The 10,104-nt window shown below is 32.5% G+C and carries 13 protein-coding genes; 12 read left to right on the top strand and 1 reads right to left on the bottom strand.

The window, feature by feature from the left end; all coding sequences use genetic code 11:
• Positions 1–126: 126 nt before the first annotated feature.
• Positions 127–1,989: an ABC-F family ATP-binding cassette domain-containing protein gene (locus RMN92_RS13145; protein ID WP_309609894.1), complete on the bottom strand. Its 1,863-nt coding sequence runs from the start codon at positions 1,987–1,989 to the stop codon at positions 127–129.
• A 263-nt stretch (positions 1,990–2,252) separates the two neighbouring features.
• Here RMN92_RS13145 and RMN92_RS13140 point away from each other — a divergent pair, with 263 nt between their 5' ends.
• The 12 genes from RMN92_RS13140 to RMN92_RS13085 all read left to right on the top strand — a co-directional run.
• A complete protein-coding gene (locus RMN92_RS13140) occupies positions 2,253–2,480 on the top strand; it encodes a hypothetical protein (RefSeq protein WP_309609893.1) in 228 nt (75 codons plus the stop codon).
• On the top strand, positions 2,477–2,782 hold the full coding sequence (locus RMN92_RS13135) for a hypothetical protein (protein ID WP_309609892.1): 306 nt from the start codon (positions 2,477–2,479) through the stop codon (positions 2,780–2,782). Before RMN92_RS13140 ends, RMN92_RS13135 begins: the two co-directional genes overlap by 4 nt.
• 9 nt (positions 2,783–2,791) lie before the next feature.
• The gene (locus RMN92_RS13130; RefSeq protein ID WP_309609891.1) at positions 2,792–3,922 is read left to right on the top strand and encodes a glycosyltransferase family 2 protein; all 1,131 of its coding nucleotides are present in this window, start codon (positions 2,792–2,794) and stop codon (positions 3,920–3,922) included.
• Between the two features lie 111 nt (positions 3,923–4,033).
• Positions 4,034–5,365 (top strand): dihydrolipoamide acetyltransferase family protein, encoded by a 1,332-nt coding sequence (locus RMN92_RS13125; protein WP_309609890.1) that lies wholly within the window; start codon positions 4,034–4,036, stop codon positions 5,363–5,365.
• A 295-nt stretch (positions 5,366–5,660) separates the two neighbouring features.
• Positions 5,661–6,431, top strand: coding sequence for a 3'-5' exonuclease (locus RMN92_RS13120; protein ID WP_309609889.1), 771 nt, complete (start codon positions 5,661–5,663; stop codon positions 6,429–6,431).
• Between the two features lie 46 nt (positions 6,432–6,477).
• The gene (locus RMN92_RS13115; RefSeq protein WP_309609888.1) at positions 6,478–7,089 is read left to right on the top strand and encodes a fumarylacetoacetate hydrolase family protein; all 612 of its coding nucleotides are present in this window, start codon (positions 6,478–6,480) and stop codon (positions 7,087–7,089) included.
• Entirely contained in the window at positions 7,090–7,434 is a 345-nt protein-coding gene (locus tag RMN92_RS13110) for an Hpt domain-containing protein (protein WP_309609887.1), read from the top strand.
• Positions 7,435–7,477: 43 nt separating this feature from the next.
• Complete coding sequence (locus RMN92_RS13105; protein WP_309609886.1) at positions 7,478–8,728, top strand: CinA family nicotinamide mononucleotide deamidase-related protein; 1,251 nt, start codon at positions 7,478–7,480, stop codon at positions 8,726–8,728.
• A gap of 74 nt (positions 8,729–8,802) precedes the next feature.
• On the top strand, positions 8,803–9,039 hold the full coding sequence (gene rpmB / locus RMN92_RS13100) for a 50S ribosomal protein L28 (RefSeq protein ID WP_309609885.1): 237 nt from the start codon (positions 8,803–8,805) through the stop codon (positions 9,037–9,039).
• A 26-nt stretch (positions 9,040–9,065) separates the two neighbouring features.
• Positions 9,066–9,248 carry a 50S ribosomal protein L33 gene (gene rpmG, locus RMN92_RS13095; RefSeq protein WP_016988713.1) on the top strand — a complete coding sequence of 61 codons (183 nt, stop codon included), beginning with the start codon at positions 9,066–9,068 and terminating at the stop codon, positions 9,246–9,248.
• Between the two features lie 8 nt (positions 9,249–9,256).
• A complete protein-coding gene (locus tag RMN92_RS13090; protein ID WP_309609884.1) occupies positions 9,257–9,409 on the top strand; it encodes a DUF4295 domain-containing protein in 153 nt (50 codons plus the stop codon).
• A gap of 287 nt (positions 9,410–9,696) precedes the next feature.
• Positions 9,697–10,104: signal recognition particle receptor subunit alpha (locus tag RMN92_RS13085; RefSeq protein WP_309609883.1), on the top strand; the 408-nt coding region annotated here is incomplete at its 3' end.

Here is a 10,104-nt window from a genome sequence, read left to right as displayed (position 1 = left end):
TGTTCGTTTTTGGAGTTCCAGAGGAATTTTAGATATGATTTAATTTGAAATAGCATTTCTTTAACACAGATTTCACAGATTAGCACAGATTAAATTTGTGTAAATCTGTGAAATCTGTGTTTAAATTTATCCTTCCATTTTTGCACTCAATTCAAACCAGCGTTCTTCTCGATCTTCCATTTTATTGATAATGTTTTCGAGTTCTTTGGCTTTTGCCGAAATATCTCCATCAAGTACTTTTCCATCGGAAAATAGTTGTTCAATTTTGACCTTTTCAAGCTCTAAATCTTTAATTTCTTTTTCAATTTTTTGATATTCCTTTTGCTCGTTGAACGTTAAATTTCCAGTTGGATTGTTTTGTTTCCATTCTTTCTTTTCTGCTTTGTTTTCCTCTTTTTGAGCTACATCGGCACTGTCTTCATAAGCTCTAAAATCGGAATAATTCCCTGGAAAATTTTCAATTTCTCCTTGACCACGAAAAACAAATAAATGATCTACAATTTTATCCATAAAATAACGGTCGTGCGACACCACAAGCAAACAACCCGGAAAATCTAAAAGAAAACTTTCAAGAACGTTCAATGTTACAATATCCAAATCATTGGTTGGCTCATCAAGGATTAAAAAGTTAGGATTCTGAATCAAAACGGTACACAAATACAATCGTTTTAATTCGCCACCACTCAGTTTCTCAACAAAATCATATTGTTTTTTAGAATCAAATAGAAAACGTTCCAACAATTGCGATGCCGATATTATTTTGCCTTTCATCAAGGGAATATATTCGCCATACTCTTTAATCACATCAATAACACGCTGACCTGGTTTTGGATTAATACCACTTTGCGTATAATAACCAATTTTGATGGTTTCTCCCACCACAACTTTTCCGCCATCAAGCGGAATAGTTCCCGTCAATAAATTTAAAAAAGTTGATTTTCCAGTACCATTTTTACCAATGATACCAATTCTGGCACCACGCTGAAAATCGTAACTAAAATTATCTAAAATAACATGATCTTTAAATTTTTTAGAAATTTTGTGAAGCTCAATAATCTTGCTTCCCATGCGTTCCATATTAATTTCAAGTTCAACGACATTTTCTTTTCGTCTGCTTTCTGCTTTTTCTTTAATATCGTAAAAATCATCTTGACGCGATTTCGATTTTGTAGTTCGTGCTTTGGGTTGGCGGCGCATCCAAGCCAATTCTTTTACAAACAAGTTTTGAGCTTTATCGATACTTGAATTTTCAGAAGCCAAACGTTCTTCTTTTTTTTCTAAATAATACGAATAATTTCCTTTATATTGGTATAATTTTCCGTTATCTAATTCTATAATTTCGTTACAAACACGTTCTAAAAAGAAACGGTCGTGAGTAACCATAAACAACGTGATATTTTCTTTAGCAAAATAACTTTCCAGCCATTCAATCATCTCCAAATCCAAGTGATTCGTAGGTTCGTCAAGAATTAACAAATCAGGACGATTAATCAAAATTATAGCCAGCGACAAACGTTTTTTCTGTCCGCCCGACATATTTTTTACCTTAATTTTAAAATCTTCGAGTTTAAGTCTGGATAGAATTTGCTTGTATTGCGTTTCAAAATCCCAAGCATCGTGGCGATCCATATCATCGAATGCTTTTTGATACGCATCGGCATCATCTGGATTTCCCAACGCTTTTTCGTATTGTTCAATCACTTTTAAAGTCTCATTATCCGATGCAAAAATACTTTCCTCAATAGTCAATTCTTCCTGCAAATTAGTATTTTGCGACAAAAACGCCATTTTAATACTTTTTCTAAGCACAACTTGACCAGTATCAGGCTCTTCTAAACCATTTATGATGCTCATTATGGTCGTTTTTCCAGAACCATTTTTAGCAATAAAAGCAATTTTTTGATCTTTATTAATCCCAAACGAAATGTCTTTAAACAAAGTCCTTTCGCCAAACGATTTCGAAATATTTTCAACAGATAAGTAATTCACAAGTATATTTTTTTGCAAAAGTAAGGTATTAAATTACGAATTACGAATTCTTTTAGGAGCAAATGGTTCGGGATTTATTTGCTATGTTATTTTCCCGCTTTCGCCTTTATCCACGAGATTGCTTCGTCGTTCCTCCTCGCAATGACACGTGGGATATCGGCTTCAATCGGGGCTATCAGATTAAGTTTTGGGAATTTCTACAAACTTTTGGGCTATCTTTTTTTTAAAATTATTTTGTATATTTGATTTTAAATTCAAATGTAATGGATAATTCAAACAAAAAATATAAAGTTTCAGATTCAATTATTTTTAAAGTAGAAGAACCAACAATAGAATATAATGTAGAAGAAAAAATTTATGCAAATATTGAAGATCATCCATTATTTGCTAAAGTCATTGAAAAGGGATTGCGTGAGTCTGAGCAAGGATTAGGGATTTCACACGAAGAAATGAAACGAAAAACCAAATTGCGTTATCCGTTTTTAAAATGATTCTAACCATTGAATGGAAGCCGCAAGCAATAAGTAGTTATTATTTAGAGATGGATTTTATTTTATTAAAATGGAATGCCATTGAAGTACAGAAATTTGAAGATTTAGTGGATGAATTTCTTAAAACTTTATCACTAAAATCTGAAATGGGAAAATATAGCACTCAATACAATTGTTATTCAATAGTAATATCGAAGCAAACTACTTTATTTTATAAAATATTAAAAGATAAAAATCAACTAGATTTGATACTTTTTTGGAACAATGCCAAAAATCCCAACGACTTAACCAAGTTGCTATAAATATACAGTATGCAACTATCCATCATAATCCTCAACTACAATGTTCGTTATTTTCTAGAACTATGCGTGCTTAGCGTGCAAAAAGCCATTCAAAATATTGATGCCGAAATTATTGTAGTCGATAATAATTCGCCCGATGATAGTTTTGCTATGATGAAATCTCGTTTTCCAAATGTAAAACTCATCGAAAACAAAGAAAATTCAGGCTTTCCAAAAGGTAATAATATTGGAGTTGCCCAAGCCGAAGGCAAATATATTTGCATTCTCAATCCAGATACGGTCGTAGCCGAAGATACTTTTATAAAAATTTTAGATTTTGCCCAAAAACAAAAAAATCTAGGAATTGTTGGTTGCAAACTCATTGATGGAACTGGAAATTTCTTACCAGAATCCAAGCGTGGCGTTCCTACTCCATTCGTAGCGTTCACCAAAATTTTCGGCTTGTATAAAGTATCCAATTACTTCGGGAAATATTATGCGCAGCATTTAAATGAAAATGAAACAGGAAAAGTCGATATTCTAGTAGGAGCATTTATGGTCATGAAACGAGAATTGTATCTCGAAGTAGGCGGTTTTGACGAAAATTGTTTTATGTATTCCGACGATATTGATTTGTCTTATATGGTTTCTCTGAAAGGAAAATCCAATTATTATTTTCACGAAACAACTGTCATACATTACAAAGGAGAAAGTACCGTAAAAGACAATACTTATATGAAACGCTTTCAAGAAGCTATGAATTTTTTTTACAAAAAACATTTTCATCAATCGCTTTTGTTCGATGTTTTTATGAGATTTGGTAGTTTTGTTTTTAGTAATTCCAAAAAAAATAAACAAATAAATAAAAAATTTTTAGTTGACGAATATATTTTTTTCTCAAAATCAAATTCAGTTTTAAGCTGTAAAAAAAATGTATTTTATTGTAATGATTTTAAAAAATTTACAAATAGAAAACATACTAATTACGAAATTATTTTCGATATTAATTCTTTTTCTTTCAATGAAATAATCAGTTTTATGGAAGCTAAAAAATCAAAAAACATTAGATTTAAAAATTATATTGCCAACTCTAAATACATTATCGGTAGCAATAGCAGCAATGATCGAGGCGAAGTTATTTTAGTATCAGATTTAAAATAATAAATTTAGCTTTTTTTGAATTTGTGCAAATTTGTGCAATTCGTGGTTAAAACTAAAAACTTTTAGTATTTTTGCACAATCAAAACCAAAACCACCTTTTAGGCAAACAATATGGCAAGATTTGAATTGAAACTTCCAAAAATGGGAGAAAGCGTTGCAGAGGCAACCATCACCAATTGGTTAAAACAAGTAGGCGATAAAATAGAAATGGACGAAGCGGTGCTGGAAATAGCTACAGACAAAGTAGATAGCGAAGTGCCTAGCGAAGTTTCTGGTATTTTGGTAGAACAATTATTTAAAAAAGATGATTTGGTTCAGGTTGGTCAAACCATTGCTATTATTGAAACCGATGCAGAAAATGCAATAATTGAATCACCAAAACCAGAAGTTCAAGTTGCTGCTACAGAAATCGAAAAATCAATTGAAGCTGCAAAAGAATCAATATTACCAATATTAGATTCTTCCAATTCAGATAAATTTTATTCACCATTGGTTAGAAATATAGCCAAAGCAGAAGGAATAACCTTTTTAGAACTTGACTTGGTTGGTGGCTCAGGAAAAGATGGAAGGTTAACCAAAGAAGATATTTTGGCTTACATTGAAGCTCGAAAGTCTCAAATTATAACGCCAAATGTTGAAGTTAAGGTAGCAAACGAACAGCAAGAAATATCTCAAATACAAAAACCCGTTACTCAAAACATACAACCAACATCTGTACCTCAATCGGTAAATGGTGGTGATGAAATTATTGAAATGGACAGAATGCGTAAGCTTATTTCTGGCTACATGGTCGCTTCGGTTCAAACATCGGCACACGTGCAATCATTTATCGAAGTAGATGTGACCAATATTGTGAAGTGGCGAGAAAAAGTAAAAGTAGCTTTCGAAAAACGCGAAGGTGAAAAACTAACTTTCACACCAATTATGATGGAAGCCGTTGCAAAAGCCTTGAAGGATTTTCCAGGCATGAATATCTCTGTTGATGGCGATTACATCATCAAAAAGAAAAATATAAATCTTGGAATGGCAGCCGCATTGCCAAACGGAAATTTAATTGTTCCAGTCATTAAAAATGCAGATCAATTAAACCTTGTCGGAATGGCAAAAGCAGTAAATGATCTTGGAAATCGTGCAAAAACAGGAAAGCTAAAACCAGACGATACTCAAGGCGGAACCTATACAGTTACAAATGTTGGAACTTTTGGTTCTGTTTTCGGAACCCCAATTATTAACCAACCACAAGTAGGAATTCTTGCACTCGGAGCCATCCGAAAAGTGCCAGCAGTTATAGAAACACCCGAAGGCGATTTTATCGGAATTCGTCAAAAAATGTTCCTTTCGCATTCCTATGATCACCGCGTAGTCGATGGCGCTTTAGGCGGAAGTTTTGTAAAACGTGTAGCAGATTACCTAGAAGCATTCGATATCAATAGAGATTTCTAAAAAATAATTAAAGTAAAAAAAGCGATTCAAATTTTGAGTCGCTTTTTTTTTGAAGCTATTTCCTGCTTTCCGTTGCAATCTTTTTTTATAGCGTCACACTTCGACAGGCTCAGTGTGACACTATAAAAAAAAGGATTTTCACTGCAATCAGGGCTACTTGGGAGCTTTTACTTCATAACCACATTTGTAAATTTCTGTAATCTGTATTTTCTTTTAATTTAAAATAAAAAATTTTAAAACTTTGAAACTTTGTAGCTTTGAAACTTTTATATTTGTAACAACACAAAAAAATTAAATGGAACTCAAATTAACACGACCAATTTGCTTTTTCGACCTTGAAACTACAGGAATCGACATCGGAAAAGACAGAATTGTAGAAATATCAATCTTTAAAGTTTTCCCCAACGGAAACAAAGAAAGCAAAACATGGCTCGTCAATCCAACCATTCCAATTCCAGCACAAACCACAGCAGTACATGGAATAACAGATGAAAAAGTAGCCAATGAGCCAACATTTAACGAATTGGCTTCTCAGGTTTATAATATCATCAAAGATTCGGATTTGGCAGGTTTCAATTCAGATAGATTTGATATTCCGTTGCTGGCAGAAGAATTACTTCGCGCTGGAGTGGATTTTGATATGAAAAATAGAGTTTCCGTCGATGTGCAAACAGTTTTCCATAAAATGGAAGAGCGTACTTTGGGTGCAGCATTGAAATTCTATACAGGAAAATCATTGGAAAACGCGCATTCTGCCGAAGCAGATACCATGGCAACCTACGAAATCTTGAAAGCCCAACTTGATCGCTATCCAGAATTGGAAAATGATATGAAATCGCTTTCAGAATTTACAACCCGAAAAAAAATAGCAGATTTTGCAGGCATGATAGCTTTTGATAAAGACAACGAAGAAATTTTCACTTTTGGAAAACACAAAGGAGTCAAAGTTGATAAAGTGCTTGAAACCGAACCTGGATATTTTAGTTGGATTCAAAACGCCGATTTTCCGCTATATACAAAGAAAGTTTTAACAGCAATTAAACTAAGAAAACTAAATACTAAATAATTTAATCTTTCAATTTTTGAATCATTAAATCTTTGAATTTTAAGAAATGAAAATAATCTGCATAGGTCGCAACTACACCGAACACATAGCGGAATTACAAAATGAACGTCCAACAGAACCTGTAGTTTTTTTAAAACCAGATTCTGCGGTTTTGTTAAAACAACATCCATTTGTAATTCCAGAATTTTCAAACGATGTGCACCATGAAATTGAATTAATCGTCAAAATTAGCAAAGTAGGAAAATATGTTGACACCAAATTTGCTCATAAATATTATGATGAAATAAGTGTTGGAATCGATTTTACAGCTCGTGACCTACAAGATAAACTCAAAGAAAAAGGATTGCCTTGGGAAAAAGCCAAGGCTTTTGACGGTTCTGCTGTGATTGGAGATTTTTTGCATAAAAACACTTTCAATTCATTAGAAAATGTTAAATTTGATCTAACCAAAAACGGTGAGACTGTTCAAAGTGGGAATACGGACAATATGTTGTGGAAAATTGATGAGCTAATAAGTTATGTTTCTCAATTTTTCACCTTAAAAATTGGAGATATTATTTTTACAGGAACACCCTCAGGAGTTGCAAAAGTAAATTCTGAGGATGTTTTGGAAGGGTTTTTGGAAGGTAATAAATTATTTAGAATTCAAATTAAATAGATGGCAATACATTACAATTTAGCAAAAGTTTATGCAATTTCAGACGATGACAAGGATTTTGTATTACAAATACTCAATCTCTTTATAACTGAAGTACCCGAAGATTTACAACAAATAAAGGAAGGTATAAAAGAGAAAAACCATTCTCAAGCTTATGCTTTTGCACACAAAACCAAGCCTACACTTGACCTTTTGGGCATGGAAAATGCACATGAAGAAATTCTTCAAATCGAAAAATGGACCAAAAATTTAGGAAAGAAAAAAGAAATTGAAGAAGTTTTTAAAAGTCTTTCAAAAAGAGTAGACGCCGCTTTAACGGAAGTTAAAAAAGATTTCAGTTTATAATTCTACCAAGGTTTAAAACCCAAAACTAATATTTAATATTATAATGAAAGCAAGTATAGTAACTGTTGGCGACGAAATTCTTATTGGTCAAATTGTAGATACAAATTCTGGAATTATAGCCAAATCTCTGGATAAAATTGGGATTCAAGTCCATGAAATGCTTTCCATTACAGACAATAAAGAGCATATTTTAAAAACACTTTCTACACTTCAAAATAAAGTTGATGTTGTTATTATTACTGGTGGTTTAGGTCCTACAAAAGATGATATAACCAAAAAAACATTGTGTGAATATTTTGATGATGAGTTGGTTTATAATCAAAAAGTTTTAGATCATGTAACTGAAATGATTGAAAATTTTTTCAAGCGTCCCATTACACAAATGAATAAAGACCAAGCGCTTGTGCCTTCAAAATGCGAAGTACTTTTCAATCAAGTGGGCACCGCGCCAGGCATGTGGATGCAGAAGGAAAACACTGTTTTTATATCTTTGCCAGGTGTTCCTTACGAGATGAAATACATCATGGCAAATGAAGTAATTCCAAAATTAATAGCCAAATTCGAACGTCCATTTATCATTCATCAAACCATTTTAACTTACGGCGTTGGCGAGAGTTTATTGGCAGAACGAATAGAATCGGTAGAAGACAATTTGCCTCAATTCATAAAATTGGCCTATTTGCCAAGTCCAGGAAGAGTTCGTTTGCGATTAACAGCTCGAGGAACAAGCGAAGAAATTTTAAAATCTGGAATAAAAAATCAAGTTGAAAAGTTAAAAGTTCTCATTTCAGATTGTATTGTAGGTTTTGAAGAAGACGAAACCATCGAGGTTGTTTTAGGGAAAATTTTAACCGAAAAAAACTTTACGATTTCTACTGCTGAAAGTTGCACTGGAGGCAAAATAGCTTCGATAATTACATCGGTTTCAGGATCTTCAGGCTATTACAAAGGAAGTATTGTAGGCTATTCAACTGAGTCTAAGGTCAATATTTTAAATGTTTCACAAGAAATAATCAATCAGTTTTCTGTAGTCAGCAAACAAGTAGTAGAAGCAATGGCTTTGCAATCTCAAAAAATATTAAAATCAGATTTTGCTATTGCAACCACAGGAAATGCTGGGCCAAATAAAGGCGATTCTGATGTAGAAGTTGGAACAGTTTTTATTGGAATTGCAACTCCAAATGGTGTTTTCTCGAAGGAATTTCAATTTGGACAACCACGAGAGAAAGTCATTGATAGAACTGTAAATAAAGCTTTTGAAATTATTTATAAAGAAATTTTAAAAAACTATTAAATTTAATTTGCTACAACCATTTATTTTTTGTTATTTTGCACTCTGAATTTTGAATAACGATAAAACATAACATAATGTCAAGAGTTTGTGACCTTACTGGTAAAAGAGCGATGGTAGGAAATAACGTTTCTCACGCGATGAACAAGACAAAGAGAAAATTCTCTGTAAACTTGCTTAAAAAACGTTTTTACCTAGCTGAAGAAGATAGATGGATTACTTTAAGAGTAGCTGCTTCTACAATTAAAACGATTAATAAAAATGGAATTGCTGCAGTTTTGAAAAAAGCGCAGTCACAAGGATTTATTAAATAATCTGATCCAAAAAACTATATAGCAAGATGGCAAAGAAAGGCAATAGAATACAAGTAATTTTAGAATGTACAGAACATAAAACTTCTGGAGTAGCTGGAACTTCACGTTACATTACAACTAAAAACAAAAAAAATACTCCAGATCGTTTGGAGATTAAAAAATTCAATCCTGTATTGAAAAGAGTAACTGTTCATAAAGAAATTAAATAATATAAGTCATGGCAAAGAAAACCGTAGCATCTTTACAAACAGCTTCTAAGAGATTATCTAAAGCTATCAAAATGGTAAAATCTCCAAAAACTGGTGCTTACACTTTTGTAGAGTCAATCATGTCTCCAGAAGATGTAGATACATTCTTGAAAAAGAAATAATCAAATACAAAATATACTAAAGCTACTTTCTTTCGGAAGTAGCTTTTTTATTTTATATTTGTAAGCAATATTTTTAAGAGCAAAACATTCGGGCATTTTAATAATCCATATTCCTGCTGTCGTTTCAATCTTTTTTGTGGTTTTGTCATACTGAGCCTGTCGAAGTACAAAACCACAAAAAAGGATTTCCACTTCATCAGGGCTAAAACGAAAACTTTAGGCTCCTATTAAATTTTCGGTTTTTAGTCTAATAATCTAAAAGTCTAATAATCTAATCAATTTAAAAAATGAGTTTTTTTAAAAAATTATTCTCTTCAGACAAGAAAGAGCCAATCTTAAACGAACAAGAAAAACAAAATTTAGACAAAGGTCTAGAAAAATCTAGCAGCTCTTTTTTTTCTAAACTAACCAAAGCCGTTGCTGGAAAATCTAAAGTCGATGAAGATGTTCTGGATAATTTGGAAGAAGTTTTAGTATCATCAGACGTAGGAGTAGAAACTACATTAAAAATCATCAAACGTATTGAAGCTAGAGTAGCAGAAGATAAATACCTAGGAACCGAGGAATTAAATAAAATACTTCGAGAAGAAATTGCTGGATTATTGTCAGAAACAAATAGAGGTGAAGCTACTGAATTTGAAATTCCAGCCAATAAGAAACCTTATGTAATTATGGTAGTAGGCGTAAATGGTGTT

Origin of the sequence: Flavobacterium sp. (assembly GCF_031363805.1) — a bacterium.
In the GTDB taxonomy this organism is placed as follows: Bacteria; Bacteroidota; Bacteroidia; order Flavobacteriales; family Flavobacteriaceae; genus Flavobacterium.
This window is presented reverse-complemented; position numbering and strand designations above follow the sequence as displayed.

What these genes read in the sequence shown, in the direction of transcription:
- RMN92_RS13140 (WP_309609893.1), top strand. Translation starts at nt 2,253, where the DNA reads ATGGATAATTCAAACAAAAAATATAAAGTTTCAGATTCAATTATTTTT.
- RMN92_RS13135 (WP_309609892.1), top strand. Translation starts at nt 2,477, where the DNA reads ATGATTCTAACCATTGAATGGAAGCCGCAAGCAATAAGTAGTTATTAT.
- RMN92_RS13130 (WP_309609891.1), top strand. Translation starts at nt 2,792, where the DNA reads ATGCAACTATCCATCATAATCCTCAACTACAATGTTCGTTATTTTCTA.
- RMN92_RS13125 (WP_309609890.1), top strand. Translation starts at nt 4,034, where the DNA reads ATGGCAAGATTTGAATTGAAACTTCCAAAAATGGGAGAAAGCGTTGCA.
- RMN92_RS13120 (WP_309609889.1), top strand. Translation starts at nt 5,661, where the DNA reads ATGGAACTCAAATTAACACGACCAATTTGCTTTTTCGACCTTGAAACT.
- RMN92_RS13115 (WP_309609888.1), top strand. Translation starts at nt 6,478, where the DNA reads ATGAAAATAATCTGCATAGGTCGCAACTACACCGAACACATAGCGGAA.
- RMN92_RS13110 (WP_309609887.1), top strand. Translation starts at nt 7,090, where the DNA reads ATGGCAATACATTACAATTTAGCAAAAGTTTATGCAATTTCAGACGAT.
- RMN92_RS13105 (WP_309609886.1), top strand. Translation starts at nt 7,478, where the DNA reads ATGAAAGCAAGTATAGTAACTGTTGGCGACGAAATTCTTATTGGTCAA.
- rpmB (WP_309609885.1), top strand. Translation starts at nt 8,803, where the DNA reads ATGTCAAGAGTTTGTGACCTTACTGGTAAAAGAGCGATGGTAGGAAAT.
- rpmG (WP_016988713.1), top strand. Translation starts at nt 9,066, where the DNA reads ATGGCAAAGAAAGGCAATAGAATACAAGTAATTTTAGAATGTACAGAA.
- RMN92_RS13090 (WP_309609884.1), top strand. Translation starts at nt 9,257, where the DNA reads ATGGCAAAGAAAACCGTAGCATCTTTACAAACAGCTTCTAAGAGATTA.